The 16,980-nt window shown below is 58.7% G+C and carries 12 protein-coding genes; 10 read left to right on the top strand and 2 right to left on the bottom strand.

Features of this window, described 5'->3' with window-relative positions; all coding sequences use genetic code 11:
* Nucleotides 1-4 precede the first annotated feature (4 nt).
* From ACR3E7_RS22310 to ACR3E7_RS22355, 10 genes are all read left to right on the top strand, one after another.
* On the top strand, nucleotides 5-1,654 hold the full coding sequence (locus ACR3E7_RS22310; RefSeq protein WP_480503803.1) for a dynamin family protein: 1,650 nt from the start codon (nucleotides 5-7) through the stop codon (nucleotides 1,652-1,654).
* A 30-nt stretch (nucleotides 1,655-1,684) separates the two neighbouring features.
* The gene (locus ACR3E7_RS22315; RefSeq protein WP_480503802.1) at nucleotides 1,685-2,086 is read left to right on the top strand and encodes a hypothetical protein; all 402 of its coding nucleotides are present in this window, start codon (nucleotides 1,685-1,687) and stop codon (nucleotides 2,084-2,086) included.
* Between the two features lie 23 nt (nucleotides 2,087-2,109).
* Nucleotides 2,110-2,949, top strand: a complete 840-nt coding sequence (locus tag ACR3E7_RS22320; RefSeq protein WP_480503801.1) for a hypothetical protein — start codon at nucleotides 2,110-2,112, stop codon at nucleotides 2,947-2,949.
* 67 nt (nucleotides 2,950-3,016) lie between these two features.
* Entirely contained in the window at nucleotides 3,017-5,059 is a 2,043-nt protein-coding gene (locus ACR3E7_RS22325; RefSeq protein WP_480503799.1) for a dynamin family protein, read from the top strand.
* A complete protein-coding gene (locus ACR3E7_RS22330; protein WP_480503798.1) occupies nucleotides 5,056-6,336 on the top strand; it encodes a dynamin family protein in 1,281 nt (426 codons plus the stop codon). Before ACR3E7_RS22325 ends, ACR3E7_RS22330 begins: the two co-directional genes overlap by 4 nt.
* Nucleotides 6,337-6,673: 337 nt before the next feature.
* Nucleotides 6,674-8,878: a serine/threonine protein kinase gene (locus tag ACR3E7_RS22335; protein ID WP_480503797.1), complete on the top strand. Its 2,205-nt coding sequence runs from the start codon at nucleotides 6,674-6,676 to the stop codon at nucleotides 8,876-8,878.
* Between the two features lie 202 nt (nucleotides 8,879-9,080).
* Nucleotides 9,081-10,115 carry an FHA domain-containing protein gene (locus tag ACR3E7_RS22340; RefSeq protein ID WP_480503796.1) on the top strand — a complete coding sequence of 345 codons (1,035 nt, stop codon included), beginning with the start codon at nucleotides 9,081-9,083 and terminating at the stop codon, nucleotides 10,113-10,115.
* 3 nt (nucleotides 10,116-10,118) lie between these two features.
* Entirely contained in the window at nucleotides 10,119-10,907 is a 789-nt protein-coding gene (locus tag ACR3E7_RS22345; RefSeq protein ID WP_170790014.1) for a PP2C family protein-serine/threonine phosphatase, read from the top strand.
* A 19-nt stretch (nucleotides 10,908-10,926) separates the two neighbouring features.
* Entirely contained in the window at nucleotides 10,927-12,189 is a 1,263-nt protein-coding gene (locus ACR3E7_RS22350) for a transporter substrate-binding domain-containing protein (protein WP_170790013.1), read from the top strand.
* A gap of 44 nt (nucleotides 12,190-12,233) precedes the next feature.
* Nucleotides 12,234-13,340 (top strand): LysM peptidoglycan-binding domain-containing protein, encoded by a 1,107-nt coding sequence (locus ACR3E7_RS22355; protein ID WP_170773525.1) that lies wholly within the window; start codon nucleotides 12,234-12,236, stop codon nucleotides 13,338-13,340.
* A 173-nt stretch (nucleotides 13,341-13,513) separates the two neighbouring features.
* On the opposite strand, the gene ACR3E7_RS22360 is transcribed toward ACR3E7_RS22355, so the two are convergent.
* Nucleotides 13,514-15,730 (bottom strand): NADP-dependent isocitrate dehydrogenase, encoded by a 2,217-nt coding sequence (locus tag ACR3E7_RS22360; protein ID WP_480503794.1) that lies wholly within the window; start codon nucleotides 15,728-15,730, stop codon nucleotides 13,514-13,516.
* 220 nt (nucleotides 15,731-15,950) lie between these two features.
* Nucleotides 15,951-16,976 (bottom strand): trans-3-hydroxy-L-proline dehydratase, encoded by a 1,026-nt coding sequence (locus tag ACR3E7_RS22365; RefSeq protein ID WP_480503792.1) that lies wholly within the window; start codon nucleotides 16,974-16,976, stop codon nucleotides 15,951-15,953.
* Nucleotides 16,977-16,980: the final 4 nt, after the last annotated feature.

Genomic DNA, 16,980 nt, shown 5'->3' on the forward strand with positions numbered 1-16,980 from the left:
CGACATGGCAAAAGATTCACAAACCCGCTTCGTTTCAACCAAGGCTTGGGAGCGCATTGAAAACTGGTCCCGGCGCAAACCCGTTTTCGCGCTAATGGGAGAGTTCAGCGCAGGCAAATCGACGCTGATGAACTTCCTGCTGCGCTCGGACGCTTTGCCGACGCAGGTCACCGCCACCCAACTTCCGCCCGTGTGGTTTAGCTGGGGTAAGCAGTCCGCCTATGTCCAACGACCGGATGGGTCCCGGGACACAATCGGATTGGATCAGCTTGAATCGGTCGGGGTCAACGACGCTCAGTTCGTTCGGATTTTCCTGCAATCGGATATTCTGGAAGCTGTCGATCTGATCGACACGCCCGGTATCTCGGATCCGAAGATCTCGGACGATGTCTGGCGGCGTGCTGCGGGTCAGGCGAATGGCGTGTTGTGGTGTACCCATGCAACGCAAGCCTGGCGCGAGACTGAACGCGCGACATGGGTGTCTTTGCCAGAGCGGTTGCAGCACAATTCACTGTTGCTGGTCACGCGGGCAGATGTTTTGGACGCAAAGGACCGCCAGAAAGTTTTGCGCCGGGTCAACCGTGAGGCTGGGCATCTGTTCAACCGTTCCATTCTGTTCTCGGCCCGCGATGCGATTATGGCTCGTGACAAAAGCGGAGATGCCGAGCAATGGGCGCGCAGTGGCGGTGGCAAGATGGTGGACAGTTTTCTTGAGATCACCGAACAGATCATGGACAACCGGGCCCATCAGTTGGCCAGATACCAGATTGATGACAGCCTGACCGGCGCGCCTGACATGAACGCTTTGCGCCCCGATGCCAACGGTGAGCGCGCACCACTGAAGCTGGTAGACCCGGTTGATGTCTCGGATGCAGAGGATATTGTGACATCCTTCCCGGTTCGCCCCGCCCGAGTGGAGCTTCGCAAGGACGACGCGGATCGCGCGCCTCGGATCGACGCGGACGAAGCGGAACGGATGCGTGCGGAGATGACGAACTCGCCCGAGGACGCACAGGAGGAAGACCTGCGATCCTTCTTCCGGGACGCCGAAGAGCCCGAAGTGACGTTGACCGAAATGTCCGCTGGAGCAGAGAGCGACGACACCGAGGTTGATGCGTTCGAACAGGAAGTTGCTGCATTCGAAGCTCCAGTTGACTCGGACGAGGAAACATTTGTCGATGCGCTTGAGGAAAAACTGGCTTCAACTCCAGAACAGCCCGAGGTTGAGGATACTTCGGCTCCGGAAATTAGCGCAGAAGGTTCCGTTTCGTCCATTGCCGCGTTGATGGCCGAACAACCCGAAAGCGCCGAGGACGAGTTCGAGCCTGAGCCCGAAAGCAACAGCCTGATCGACATTCAGGTTGTTCCTCTCACCGGTGCCAAACCGACCGACAGCGACGCGCAGCCCGAAAAGCTGGAAGATCTGCTGAATGTGCCCGCCGGATCACCGCTGAGTGCGGCCGCGATGTGGCGCGACATTACCGAGGACGAGGACCTGCCTCAGGATGCGGACGGCCTGAAAGCTATGTTCCAGTCCTTCCTGGTCGAGTTTGACCAGATCGCGGCAGAACACAGCGCCCGCAAATCTAAGCAGGACATGTCTTCGCTTGCCAAAAGCAACAAATCCGGCGGGGCCGAGTGGCATGTTCTGTAACCGACCGGCAGGTAGAAAGTAGACGTTCAGATGCCTATCGAAGCCGCTTTGAATGCCGCCATGAGCACAATACCCGAATGCATCGCAGCCGGGTATGTCGATATGGAGACGGGGATGTTGTTGGGCTCGGTCACGCCGGACCCAAACGATGCAGAGATTCTGGATACGCTCGCGATCGCGGTTGCCAACCTGTTTCAGGGGCGTGGTGTAAAGGGGTTCGAAGCACTGCTGCGCGAGGCCGGCGAGGATGCGAATGAACCGACTGGATTTGGTGAAATTGCGGTGTTCTCGAAAGACCGTTTGAACATCTTCCTGCGTACCAAGGCCTATCCGGACCATGTGCTCTGCTACATCTGCCGCAGCAGCGCCAATCTGGGCCTTGCGCTAACGAAATCACACCTAACCCGCGGGCCGGTTGCGGCTGCGGTATAAGCGGGACCAGAGGGGGTCACGGCATGATCGACGCGAACATACTCGACATGCTCGAGAATATCGGGCGCAGCGTTGTCGCGCGGGTGAATCCAGCGGTAACCTTGACAGGAACAACGGCTCAGGATCGGCGTGATCAGGTTTTGCGCACTATTCGCGGAACCGTTTTGCCCCGCAGGTTGGAGTTTACGGCAGCCAATGGTGACTGCCTCGCGATTGAGGTCAACAGCTCGCGCGTCACAGATGTTTTCTGCGTGAGCGACGGGGTTGCCCCTAATTTTGAAACAACATCGAGGGAAGAGTTGGCTGACCGCCTGGCGCAGCTTGTCAGTGACATTGCCACTGCCCCTGCCCCGCTGGAGCTTGTGTCCTTGCAACCTGATACAACGCTGGATGCAGATGATGTCGGGATCACGTTCAGCGAGATTTCCAAATGCTGCAAAGCGATTGAATTGTCTGCTGAACCAGTGGTGTCGCTGGTGCCAGATGCGCCAAAGGCAGAGGAAACGCAGGGCTTGGCCGATCTGTTCTATGACGGGTCTGACCGGTTCGGATTGGGTCGCGTGTTGGCTTCGGCCAAGGACGGGACCCTCATGTCCACCGCGGGCGATTGTGCTGCCGACGGTTCCGTGCATGTAAGTCAGGACCTGATGCAGAGTTTCGCGCGTGATCTGGCGGGTTGGGACAAGGATACCCACGCAGATCTGGATTATCCGCAGCTAATCGTCATGCGTCCCTCAGGCGGCAAAGGCACCGGGCTGGCCGTTCTGCATGACGGTGAAATGGTCTCGGTCGTGACCCACGAGGCGCGCAGGCTGGGTGCTGTTGTGGGAGTATGGGCTGCGTTAAAGGGGACGGACGAATGATCGCGCCCCAACCATTCAAATTTTCCAAGAATCCCATCAGTGAACAAGTGTGACCAGGGTAAGTGTTATGAGTGAGAGTAATCGCCGCGAGTTGATCCGCATCGCCGAAGACCTGAACGAGGTCAGCAATGACGAAACACGTCAGTTTATCTCGCGCATCGTGGGAGATCTGTCGAACCTCAAGCCCTCGATCGCCTTTGTGGGTCAGATCAAGGCCGGGAAATCGCGCCTGATCAATGGTTTCACCGGTCAGGCCGAGTATCTGCCGTCGGACGTCAACCCGTGGACGACCGTGATCACTGACATGCATTTCGGCCATCCTTCGGGACGGACAGAGGGCGCCGAGTTCCACTTTTTCGACAATCGCCAGTGGCAAGCCCTGATCGCCGAGGGTGAAGAGCTGCGCAACATGTTCCCCGATGACGAGGACAGCTATAAGCGCGAGATGATCGAAGAACAGGTCGAGGCGATGAAAACCCGCGCCAAGCTGCGTTTGGGCGAAAGCTATACGCAGCTTCTGGGCCAGCATCACGATCTGGATCATCTGACATCTGACGATCTGGCGCGCTATGTCTGCGCCGGTGATGAGCCGTCCGAGGATGGCACGCTTGATCCCGGTTCCGATCGAGGGCTTTACAGCGACATCACCCGCAAAGCCGAGGTCTATTTCGACATTGGCCATTTCCCGTTCCCGATCACCGTCACGGACACACCGGGCGTCAATGACCCGCTGCTGATCCGCGAGGAAATCTCACGCCAGTATCTCAAGGAAAGCGATTTCTTCGTAGTTGTCCTGTCGGCGCATCAGGCGCTGTCGCGGGCAGACCTCAAGCTGTTCCGCCTGATGCAGGCGTTGGAACTGGGCCAGATTGTGGTTTTCATCAACCGTGTCGATGAGTTGGGCGGGGGTGCAGATGACGCGACCAAAGTCCGCGCTGATGTAATGGACGGGTTGGAAAAAGCGCTTGGGAATTCGGATATCGACGTTCTCATGGGCAGTGCGCAATGGGCGCACTACGCATTGACCGGCGATGAAACCGGCGTGAACCATGACGATGTTCTGGCCTGGCTACGTGCCCACCCCGAGCAGATGAAGCAATATCTGGACGGTGTCGAAGAGATCAAGCAAGGCCCCGGCCCGATTAGCCGCGAGGGCGTTCTGCGTTTTGCGGCCATGATCGCCTCGGGCCTGCCGGATTTGCGTCGCCATGTGACCCGCGCCCTGGCAGATGGGCCTCGCAACGAGCAGATGCAAATGGCGTGGCAACACCTCAACAGCTTTGCGCAGGGTGAGCTTGACCGCACCAAGGCGCAACTGCGCGCGATTGAGGATCAGGGCGCAGACGGGGCGGATGACCCCAGCGAAAACGACAAGACTCTGGCCGACCTGCGCGCGCTGGTCCAAGACAAGACCGAGATGATCGTCAAGGATATGGATGACGTTTTGGCCAACCTGCGTGGTGTCATGGACGATACCGTGGCCGAGGCCGTATCGGACGTGGTGCGTGGCCCGAACGGAGATTCTCCGCTGTTGGCCAAAGGGGGCGAGACAGAGCTGAACTTTGGCCCCTTGCGTGATCGGATGAGAGAGCTGGTGCAAGGCGCAACCCAAGTTGTCCGCCAGCGTATGCTGAGCGAGCTTTATGCGGTTGACATGCAAAGCAATGCGGCGTTGCGATCCCTGCCAGGCTGGCAGGACTCCGGGGACAACCGGATGAACACCAGCGCGGTTCGCTGGTTCCGCCCTGATACGACGGCCTTGACCCGTGGCATCACCGTGGAACTGCGCGTGACATGGTTATCGCGACTGATTTCGCGCAAAAGCGTGGTCAATCGGGCGGAACGCATGATCGTTCAGGAATTCGAAATGATTGGCGACGATCTTGTCGATACGGCCCGTGAAAACCTGCTGGGGCGTTTGAATACAGTGCTCGACCACTATCTGGCCCTTCTGGCAGGACACCTTGAGCGTCGCGCTGGAAGTGGTGAGACCAACGAACGGACCGAGGCGCAAACTGCCTTTAACACCGCGCAACGGATTGCGGATGAACTGGGTGCTGTCTACGGACCGGGCCAATCAGAAATTGAAATACCAAAGGCTGCGGAATGATCGAATTTCTAGGGACCGAAAAGGAAGTACGCCAACTCGAGCGTTTCCTGACCGCGACTGAAAAACTACCATCCGACGATTCTGTGGATGACATGCGCGCGCGTGCACTGAGCCATGCCGAGCGGCTGTCGAATGCGATCAACATTGGGTTTGTTGGGGAGTTTGGAGCTGGCAAGTCGAGCCTCGCCAATATGTTGGCAGGGGCCGATATCCTGCCAACCGGACCACAGCATCTTAAATTGCCCTTGGTGATCGTGGCCTATGCGGATGAGCCGGAAACTACGGTGGGCTGGTGGGACAAGGAACCCAAGGTCTATTCTGGCATCGCTTTGGAAAAGGCAGCGGCAGACAAGCCTGATTTCATCTCGGTTGGGCTAAATACCCCCGCTTTGAAGGAAATTTCCCTGTTTGACCTGCCTGGTACGGGGTCGCTTGATGACGCGTCGAAAACTACGCTGGATTTGTTGCAATATGTCGATTGCGCCATCTGGTGCACCAATGGCACCAGCGCCTGGCGCGAGTCAGAGCGGCATTTGTGGTCCAAAGTCCCACCCGAATTGCGTGCAAACAGCCTGCTGGCCATCACACATACGGACCTTCCGCCGGTTCATGACGCGCTGGATCGGGTCCTGGCCCGATTGAACAAGGAAAAAGGCGATATGTTCCGGGCGGTCGTGCCTATTGGAACGCCGGTTGCCGTCAAAGCCATGGCGCAAGAGCCCGAGCCCGATTTTGCCCTGTGGCAGAGCTGTGGTGGTCAGAACCTTGCTGAGCAAGTATTGCAAATCGCCTCAGACCGGCGGCTGGGAGATCTGAAGGCCGCGCGGGATGCGCTGGAACGCGAGTTTCTGCCCTTCCTCGACAGTTTGACCCTCGACCAGCCTGCACCTGTCGCGTCGTCCTCGGTTCAAGCCCCGCTTGAGGCTGCGTTGCCTCCGTTGGAAAACCCGATCCTCGAAGATTGGTTGGCTGCTATCGCCAGCATCTATGAGGACTTACGTGAATCCTCGGATATGGAGCCCGGCAGTTTTCTGAGCAGCTGTCAGGAGATTGTCGAAGATTTTGCCGAGCGTCTGGAACAGGGTGGTGAGATTGATCCGTCAGCCGATTGGATTCCAGCCGAGTTTGAAAAGGCGACCGACCTGCTGTTGTTGCTGCAATTCGAAACCGGGGCCGGGCCGCTTAGGGATGCCGTCAGTATCCTCACACAGCTGAGTGACTGCCTTGCCTGGGCCGGAAGTCGCGCCGAGTCCGCTCACACAAAAACCGGAACCTGAGGTCATATCGCATTTGAATCGCGCCGCAGGGCGCGATTCGAGTTGTCAAGAATCGCGCGCTTATTGTTTCGGAATCGCGCAACAATCATCCTAAATCCTGCGTTCAGTCCGCAATTTCTTGCGGGTGTCGGGCTATATATTGTGCCGCTAGTCGTTCGGGAAACAATATATGCGATTCGCGAAGTTTTGGTTCTCAGTGAAGCCATGAGGCGGCCCCAATAAAGTCAAATTTGAAACGTCTAACGTTCTTAAGTGTCCTGCGGTTGTGTTTGGTCGTGAGTTGACGGGCAGTTTACCCGAACACGAACCGCAAAATGTTTAGAACGGGCGGAAAGAAATGAGCCACAATCAGGCTGTCGATACGACGCATGACGAACCCAAAATTGAAGGCCTGGCACCCGGTGCAAAGTTGTTGCGCGGGCAGTATGAAATCCTGCGGTTTCTCAGCAATGGCGGTTTTGGCATCACCTATTTGGCGCGCGACAGTCTGGAACGCGACGTGGTTATCAAGGAATGCTTCCCCGGCGCCCTGTGTCATCGCAACGGCGATACGGTCGAACCAATCGATCCTTCCTACAAGGACGACCTGCGCTCGATCATTGACCTGTTTATTTTGGAAGCCCGCAACCATGCGCGGCTGGTGCACCCCAACATTGTCGACGTTCATCAGGTGTTTGAGGACAATGACACAGCCTATATCGCGATGGATTTCATCAAAGGCTGCGACCTGCTGGATTATGTTGAAAACCCCGAGAATGATGCCGGTCCCGATTTCATCGTGCAGGTCACCGAAAAGATGCTGTCGGCCGTGTCCTTCATCCATCAAAGCGGGATGCTGCACCGGGATATCTCGCCCGATAACATTCTGATCAACGAACATGGTGAGCCCGAACTGATTGACTTCGGTGCGGCGCGGGATCAGGCGGCCAATCAATCGGCGGCGCTGTTGACCCTGCGTGTGATCAAGGACGGGTATTCGCCGCATGAATTCTATGTGCGGGGGGCCGAGCAAGGCCCAAGCAGCGACCTCTATGTTCTGGCGGCAACGCTTTACCATGCCATCAGTGGCGAACGCCCCATTGATGGTCAGACGCGGCTGACTGCCTTCAATAACGGGCAGGATGATCCCTATCAGCCTCTGACAGGTCGGTATGATGGATACCCCGATGGGTTCCTTGAGGCGATTGACAAGGCGATGGAGGTGCACGCAACCGATCGTCTGCAAAGCGCGCTGGACTGGCTGCGGATGTTCCGTGGGCCTGGCGTAATGTTCGATACCTTCGCTCACCGTCCCATCTCGGTCATTGTCGGGATGGATCGCAAGGATGAAGAGGCCGAGAAAGCCCGGATCAAAGCAGAAAGCGAAAACGCCGAGGCAGTGGTGACCGCACTGCTGGCAGGCAACCCGGATATCGTTCTGGGTCATGAGGACAAGAAAGAAGAGGAACTGGCCACATTCACCGCGCCTGAGGAACCCCCGGTCGCCGTTGATACCGTGGTCAAAAGCGGCTCGGGTGGTAGTGGAAAACTGATTGCTGCTGCCGTAGTCGTCATCGCGGCCGCAGCCGCAGGTGGGTTTTTCGTGATGTCGGGTCAGGACGCGCCTGCAACTCAGGACCTAGCCCTTGACGAAACTCCTGCCGAGATTGAACCGGTCGAACCACCCGAGCTGGCCGTGCTGCAAGACACGGCCCCTGTTGAGTTGACCGCGGCCACCGAACCGCAAGACATCGCGCCAGAGCTGACCTCACCCGAGGTTGACACTGGCGAACCGACGTCACCCAAGCAGGCGGAAGCATTGCCAGAACCTGTCGAGCAGACCCTGGCCGAAACGGCTGCCACAGAAGGGCTAGAAGCCCCGGCAGCCGACCTTCCCGCAGAAGATGTGACCGAAACTGTCGCGGAAGACCCGGTTGAGCCTGCAACTCCGGTCACTTTGGCCGAACAACAGGTGGCGTTTTCCCATTGGGACGTTGAAATTCCGTTCCAGACCTCGAAACGGCGCGCATCGACCGGCAGCGTCATTGCTGTGACTGGTGTTGATCCGGCGCTGGACATGTCCGTGATCGGAGATTGGGTGCAGCGTGGGGCCGCGATCTACACCCTGAATGGCGAACCGATCGAGGCCGACACCAGCTTTGCGGCTCAGGTTCTCAATGATCTCAACGTGGATCCTGACGGCTATACCCGCATCACCGCGCGCTATCGCCCGCTGGGTCAGACCCGCGCGCAGAACGGCCTGTTGGCTCTGCCCACCATGCGCATGGTGGGGCTGGACAACGGCTATGGCTTCACAGTTCGCAACAGTGGCGGTACCGGATGGCAAACCGTGGTCAAAAGCGTTCCCGCCGCAACCGCTGGTGGCCTGCAGGCGGGCGATATCCTGATCTCAGAGGCGCAGACGGAGCTGACCATCGACGGGCCGGAAAGCCTGGATGCCATGCTGGCTGATCTTGTGTCCGAAGGACAAGCTGAAGCCCAGTTGAACGTTCTACGGAACGGTACCGAAGCAGATGCCACTATGCAGTTGACGCAGGAGTAATCGGACCGGTTCGTTTGTAATCCGCCAGTGTGTGTTTGCTGAGGGTCACGACAGTGGAGTGACCCCGACGGGAACCGGCCCGTCGCGGAAAGTACCAGTGACGTTTGTTTTCCATCATCAGTGCCTCTGCGTGATCTGCGAAGGGGTGAGTAGAAGCCCAGCGGGGCATTGCCTCGTGCCAAGAAACAAAGGTGTCGTCACCATGTTCAAATATAAAAGCCCTCTCAGCCGGCTTCTCGAAGGTGCCGGCAAACCGAAAGAAGCCGAGGCGGAAGACATCGCTGAAACCAGCGAAGACAAGCCCGAGCCGATTGCAGACTTCAACGCACTGCGCGTGGCGCTTGCTGGAAACAACATGCCAGCGTCGGACAGCTACGATGAGGCTGAGGACCTGATCCCCGAAGCCGAGATGCCGGACTTCTCCGAGGCCGATGCCGAAGACAGCGCTGAAACCGATGATGCGGCAATCCTTGCGGATGTTGTGGACGTCCTTGAGCCGACCGAAGAGCCCGCCGCCGAGGACGAGATTGCCGAAGAAGACCCGATTGTGACGTTGCACGTTGCATCGGACGAAGAGGTTGACGAGGCCGAAGAAGAAAACAGTAACCTGTTTGATACGACGCCGGCCGATCCTGTGATCGAAGTCGTCGCGGAAGATCCTGCGCCCGAGTCGGTGGCCGAGATCGTGGAGGCTGTGGACCTGCAACCTGAACCACTGCCCAATGCTCCGGCGGCGCAGATGGCGGAAACACCGTCCGCCGCGCAACCGGCCCAGTCGGATCGTCGTGGTCGTGTCAAAACCACCTTCCTGGGGTTTGAGCGAGCCGACACCCATGTTCAGGACCTGATGGAAACCGCCGAGCCCGTCGCCAAAACCGAGACTGCACAGCAGACCTTTCCGGTCGGTTGGCTGGTTGTAACAGGTGGCCCCGGTCGCGGCGCGTGCATTACTCTGACCGAAGGGCTGATGCAGATTGGTCGCAACGACGATCAGGCGATCCAGCTTGATTTTGGCGACACCGGCATTTCGCGCAGCAACCACGCTGTGATTGCCTATGACCCTGAAGATCGCAAATGCTATCTGGGTCACGGTGGCAAGGCCAATCTGGTACGTCTGAACGGTAAACCCGTTCTCAGCACCGTGGCGCTGGCCAGCGGCGATTTGATCCGCATCAGCGAAACCTCGATCCGGTTTGCAGAATTCTGCGGTGACAATTTCGACTGGCGGGATGCCTGATAGATGCTGGCGACCCCGGCATATGACATTGCGCTGATCCTCGATCAGGGTCGGCGCGACACGCAAGAAGACGCGGTCGCCGCGCGCATGTTCGATGTGGCGAATGCTGGGTATATCGTGGTTGCTGATGGCATGGGCGGGCATGCGGCAGGTGACATCGCATCCGAGCTTGTGATCAAAGCCTGGCGGGGTGCGCTGGACCCTGAACTGGAAACGGGTGCGCCATCGAAGCCCGCCCTGATCGACGCCCTGCCCTTGGCGGCAATGCAGGCAAATGCGCTGATCGCGCAGCATTCCGAAGAACAGGGTGATGGTTTCAACATGGGCTCGACCCTGTTGGGTACTCTTCTGATGGGGTCGGACGTCTATTGGATATCGATCGGGGACAGCCCTTTGTACCTGTTCCGCGACGGAGCGCTGCGCCAGATCAACGAAGATCATTCGATGGCGCCGATCATCGACGCGCAATGCGCCGAGGGCAAGCTGACGCAGGACGAAGCGCATACGCACCCGGATCGCAACCAACTGACCTCGGTCATCATGGGCGCGGCGATCCCAAAAGTGGATTGTCCCGAACACCCCGTCGCTTTGACTGCGTCGGATGTTCTGATCGCGGGCAGCGATGGGCTGCAATATCTCAGCGATGCTGAGATCGAGGCCATAGTTCAGGCCCAATCGGGTGACTTGGCACAGGATATAGCCGACGCGCTTTGGCAGGCGCTTCGGGATAAAGGCGACCCCGATCAGGACAACGCGTCCATTGCGGTCGTGAAATTGACAAGAAACGAATGAAGGCAAAGCGACAGGACACATGAGACCTCAACTGATCATCTCCAGCCTGGCTCTTGCGGCGGCAACAGGTGCCGCCTCGGCGCAAGAGGCGTGCTCGACCTACGAAATCAAGCGCGGCGACAGCCTGCGCGAGCTGGCCATTCAGGTCTATTCGACCGAAGACTTCAGCATCATCTTTGACGCCAACCGCGATGTGATCGGGAACAATCCCAACATCATTCGCGTGGGCGACGTTCTGACAATGCCCTGTCTGGAAGACGTGGGCCGCGCGCCGGAACCACCTGCGACCGAGGCCGAAGCCATGGCCGCCGAGATGGCGTCTGAACTGGTCAAAGCCGCTGAGGAACGTGCCGCAAAAGCCATAGCTGAGGCCGAAGCCCGCGTGGCCGCCGCTGAGGCCGAGGCCAAACAGGCCAGCGAAGACGCGGTGCTTGAGGCCAAAGCTGCCGCCAAGACAGAAATCGAAGCTGCCCGCGCCGAAGCCGCTGCGCTGATCCGCGACGCCGATACAAGCGGCCGTCCCGAGTTTCAGGATCGTCAGCTGCTGTTGATCACAGGCGGCAATTATGCGCCTTTCACCGATGAGGCCCTGCCCCACCGTGGCCTTTACACCAATCTGGTTGAGACCGCGATGCTGCGCGCCGCGCCCGAGCAAGGGTACAAGATCCAGTTCGTGAATGACTGGTCCTCGCATCTGGACCTGTTGATGCCGACGCTGGCCTTTGACGCAACCTTCCCTTGGTCGCGCCCGAATTGCGAAGAACCCGCCGCCCTGTCTGAAACTGACCGGAACCGGTGCGAGACCTACAACTTCTCGAACCCGTTCTACGAGGTTGTGGATACCTTCTTTGCCCGTGAAGGCTCGGGCTATGAGCAGACCCTGACCTATGCCGATTTCGCGGGTACCACGATCTGCCGCCCCGAAGGCTGGTCACTGTCGCATATGGATGCGGTGGGTCTGTATGAGCCAGCGATTTCGATGCTACGCCCGGTGTCGCCCGACGACTGCTTCCACGCCTTGATGGACGGCACGGCCGATATCGTCGCGGTCGAAGCGCATCTGGCAGTCGAAGCAATTGCGCGCCTTGGCTATGAACATCGCATTGTAGAAAACCCCAACCTTGCGGCGATCAAGTCGCTTAACATCATGACCCACAAAGATAATCCGGATGGGGAAGCGATCCTTGAGACGCTCAACCAGGGTCTGTCGATCATGCAGCAATCCGGAGAGTGGCGGGACATCGTCTCAACCGCTCTGCGCTATCAAATGGAAAATGGATAAGGCCCCAACTGGCCTGAAAACAACAAAAGTCTGGAGGACGAGACATGTTTAATTTCAATCTGAAGAAGGTGGCATTGTCGGCCACGGCTGTAACTGCCCTAAGCGCTGGTGCGGCAGCGGCTCAGGAAGCGTGTACCAACTACACCGTGCAGGATGGCGACACGATGGCGACCATTGCCATCGCGGCCTATGGCACCTCAAACTATCAGCCGATCTTCAACGCGAACCGCAATGACATCACCAACCCCAACGCGCTGGAGCCCGGTCTGGTTCTGGCACTGCCCTGTGACGATGGCAGCCTGCCGAACGGCCAGAGCGCGCAGGACATCATCGCCGCCGAAGAGCAGCGCGCCGCCAGTGTCAAACGTTCGAATGTCTACGCTCCGCCGATCAAGATGGTTGCCGGCAATGGCTGGGAACCTTTCACCAGCGAAGGTCTGGGCGGCGGCGGTATCATGACCCGTCTGGCGACCACCAGCCTCCAGCGTGCAGGAAACCAGCGTGAATATTCGGTCAGCTTTGTGGATGATTGGGCATCGCACCTGGATACGCTACTGCCGCTTGGCGCGTTCGATATCTCGATCGCCTGGACAGTTCCGGATTGCACCAACCGCACCTATGAATGGTCCGAAGAAACCGAAGCACGCTGCTCGCAATTTGTGGCTTCGGTTCCGGTCTATGACGTCGTAGGCGGCTTTTTCACCCTGCCCGAGAGCGAATATGTCGACGCAACCTCCTTCTCGGATTTCGAAGGCGCAACCATCTGCCGGATGGCCGGTTGGAGCATGGTCGTTCTGGAAGAGGTTGGCCTGAACCGCAGCAACACCACCGTGGTTCAACCCAACTCGGCCCGCGAATGCTTGGATGCGGTTCTGACTGGTACCGCCGATGTCGCAGCGTTCGAAGTTGAATTGTTTGCGGCCACGAAGAAAGACATGGGCCTTACGTCGGCTGACATCGTGGAAAACCCCTATGTTTCGACCCTGTCGTCCATGAGTTTCCTGGCGCACCGCACCAACCCGTTCGCACGCGAATACATCGCCATGATGAACAAGGGCCTGAACGAGATGCGCGAAAGTGGCGAATGGTATGCGATCATTTCGGACACGCTGCGCGAGCAGAATGAAAAGCTGAACGCAGCATCGAACTAAGAGACTGGGGCCGGTCACACGATCGGCCCCTTTTTTGCGACGACGCCGCATAGCAGGCGTTGCAGACCAAGAACCTCGATCGGGAAGGCGCAGTTCTTTCCTACTCACTCTAAAAAAAGGGCCGACTTTGGGGGTCGGCCCTTTTTTTTGATACTGTGCGCGAACGCGGTGTTTTATGCGTCGATCAACGCATTCAGCGTGGCGCTGGGGCGCATAACCTTGGCGGTCTTGGCCGGATCAGTGTGGTAATAGCCGCCCAGATCTGCCGCCCCACCCTGCGCCGAGGCCAGCTCGGACAGGATCGCTTCTTCGCTATCGGCCAGCGCTTTGGCCAAAGGCGCGAACTCGGCGGCCAGGTCGGCATCGTCCGATTGCGCCGCCAAAGCCTCGGCCCAGTAGCGCGCAAACCAATAGTGGCTGTCGCGGTTATCGGGCTGACCGACCTTGCGGCTGGGCGAGCGGTTGTTGTCCAGAATGCCCTGCGTCGCAGCCTCGGCTGCCGCGCCCAGAACGCCCGCCTTGGCATTACCTTTGCTGTCGGCCAGGAAGTTCAGCGACTCGCCCAACGCGCAGAATTCCCCCATCGAATCCCATCGCAGATGGCTTTCCTCGACCAGCTGCTGCACGTGCTTCGGGGCGGAACCACCCGCGCCGGTTTCGAACAGGCCACCGCCATTCATCAGCTTGACGATGGACAGCATCTTGGCCGAGGTGCCCAGTTCGAGAATCGGGAACAGATCGGTCAGATAGTCGCGCAGCACGTTGCCGGTAATCGCAATCGAGTCGTTGCCGGCCGTGATCGTCTCCAGCGATTGACGGGTCGCTTCGCGCGGGGCCAGGATCATGAACTTGTCAGCCACGCCTGCGGCCTCAAGCGCCGGTTTGACGTATTTGATCAACTCAGCGTCATGTGCGCGGTTTGCGTCCAGCCAGAAGATCGCCTCGGACCCGGTCAGGCGCTGACGGTCCATGGCCAGCTGAATCCAGTTCTCGATTGGGGCTTTCTTGACGGTGCAAGAACGCCAGATGTCACCCTTTTCGACGTCGTGCGAATGTAGCACGTCACCATTGGCCAGAACGATGCGAATGGTGCCGTCGGCGGGTGCCTGGAACGTCGTCGGGTGGCTGCCGTATTCTTCGGCCTTCTGCGCCATCAGGCCCACATTGGCTACCGCGCCGGCTGTGGCCGGGTTCAGAGCGCCATTGGCTTTGAAGAAGCTAATCGTTTCGTCATAGACGGACGCATAGCAACGGTCAGGAATCACGCAATTGGTGTCGCCCTTGGCACCGGTCTCGTCCCAGCCCTTACCACCCGCGCGGATCACGGCAGGCATCGAAGCGTCGATGATCACGTCCGAGGGCACGTGCAGGTTGGTGATGCCTTTATCGCTGTCCACCATATACATGGACGGGCGGTCGCCCTTGATCGCGTCGATGGCGGCCATGATATCTGCATTACCCTGAACGCGCTCCAACAGGTCGCCGAGCCCTGAGTTCGGGTTCACACCCAGCGCATCCAGTTCCGCGCCGAATTTGTCAAACACCGGGGCCAGCCACGTCTTTACCGCATAGCCAAAAATGATTGGGTCCGAGACCTTCATCATGGTGGCTTTCATGTGCAGCGAGAACATCGTGCCGTCTGCTTTGGTGTCCTCGATGGCCTCGGCCAGAAACGCGGACAGAGCTTTGACCGACATGAATGTCGCGTCGGCCACGGTGCCTTCCGCCAACGGCCAGCCGTCTTTCAAAACGGTGGTGCTGCCATCTTTGCCGACGAATTCAATCCTTGCGTCGCCTGCTTGGTCTGCGGAGATGGTGGCCGATTTCTCATTTGCATAGAAATCGTTGCCGGGCATGGACGACACTTTGGTTTTGCTGTCCGAGACCCATTCGCCCATCGAATGCGGGTTCTTCTGGGCGTAGTTCTTCACGGCCTTTGCCGCGCGACGGTCGCTGTTGCCTTCGCGCAGAACCGGGTTCACGGCCGAGCCCTTGATGGCGTCATAGCGCGCGCGAATAGCCTTTTCTTCGTCACTCGAGGGTTCTTCGGGATAGTTCGGAATGTTGTAACGCTGCGATTGCAGTTCTTCGACTGCGGCCACCAATTGCGGGACCGAGGCCGAGATGTTGGGCAGCTTGATCACATTCGCTTCGGGTGTCTTCACCAGTGCACCCAGGGCGGCCAGATCATCGGTGATGCGCTGCGCGTCAGTCAGGTTCTCGGGGAAGGTCGCCAGAATACGTCCGGCCAGCGAGATATCCTTGGTCCCAACGCTTACGCCTGCGGCGGATGCGAACTTGCGGATGATGGGCAGGAACGAGGCGCTGGCCAGCTCGGGCGCTTCGTCTACAATGGTATACAATATGTCGAAGTCTGATTTATCTGCCATATTCTTTTACCTTTTTTAAAGCCTTTCGGGGCGTGCGTTCCAAGAGTTGGCCACTTTCGAGTGGCATAGGCGGGGCACGGCTATCCTGGTGCCCCAACGGTGACTCTGATTTGACAGGGCCTCCCTTAAATCACGTTTGGCTTGGGATCAATCACATCTGACCGCGCATTTTGACACGGTTTGCGGAAAATCGCGTCAATCACCCCGTCGCGCTCAATTTTCAGACGCCCCAGGTGTCGCTCAGCTTGTAGCCGCCCGGCCAGGGATCGCTGGGGTCCAGCATGTGTTGATGAGTGCCGGTGATCCAGCCGCGACCGCTGATTTCGGGGATGATGGCGGGGTGTGACCCGACTGTTGCGGTGTCCAGAATTTTGCCGGTAAAGCGAGAGCCGATGATCGAGACGGCCTCGAACGTCTGCCCAACGGCCAGTTCACCCTTGGCGGCCATCAGGGCCATGCGCGCCGATACAGCAGTTCCTGTGGGCGAGCGGTCGATCTTGCCCGGTTGAATAGCGACGGCGGATTTGCCCCGCAGCCCGGTTTCTGTCTTCTCAACCGGGCCACAGAATGCGCAAAACGAGATATGGGTCCAGTCTGGGTTTTCGGGGTGCCGGAAACCGAGTTGTTCATTCGCAGCATTGGTGATTGCAACGCCAACACGCGCCAGTTCACGTGCCTCAGATTCGACGATGTCAAAGCCAAGCTGCGTCGCGTCGACCACGACGAAACTATCGCCGCCATAGGCGGTGTCCACTGTCAGGTGCCCGAGCCCCGGAACCTCCAACGATGCCGCAATCCGGTCGGCGAAGCTGTGTAGGTTCTGCACATAGATGCGCTCGGCCGTGCCATTGCGACAGTCGGCCCGCACGCGGACCAGCCCGCCGGGGGCCTCGAGCGTCAGATGCGTGACGGGTTCCTGCATGGGGATCATCCCGCTATCCAGCAGCACGGTCGCTACGCAGATGGAATTCGACCCGGACATAGGCGGCGTATCCTCGGGCTCCATGATGATAAACGCTGCATCCGCCTCGGGGTGTTTGGGCGGCACCAGAAGGTTCACATGCCGAAACACGCCGCCGCGCGGCTCATTGAGCACGAAGTTGCGCAGCGTCTGGTCCCGCGCGATGAAGGACCGCTGATCCCAGAGGGTCTCACCGGGCGGAGGCAAAACGCCCCCGACGATGACATCGCCCACCTCGCCTTCTGCGTGGGCGGAGATGATGTGGATGGTTTTCACGCTGCGCATCTGA

This window comes from Ruegeria sp. BK1 (assembly GCF_056535645.1).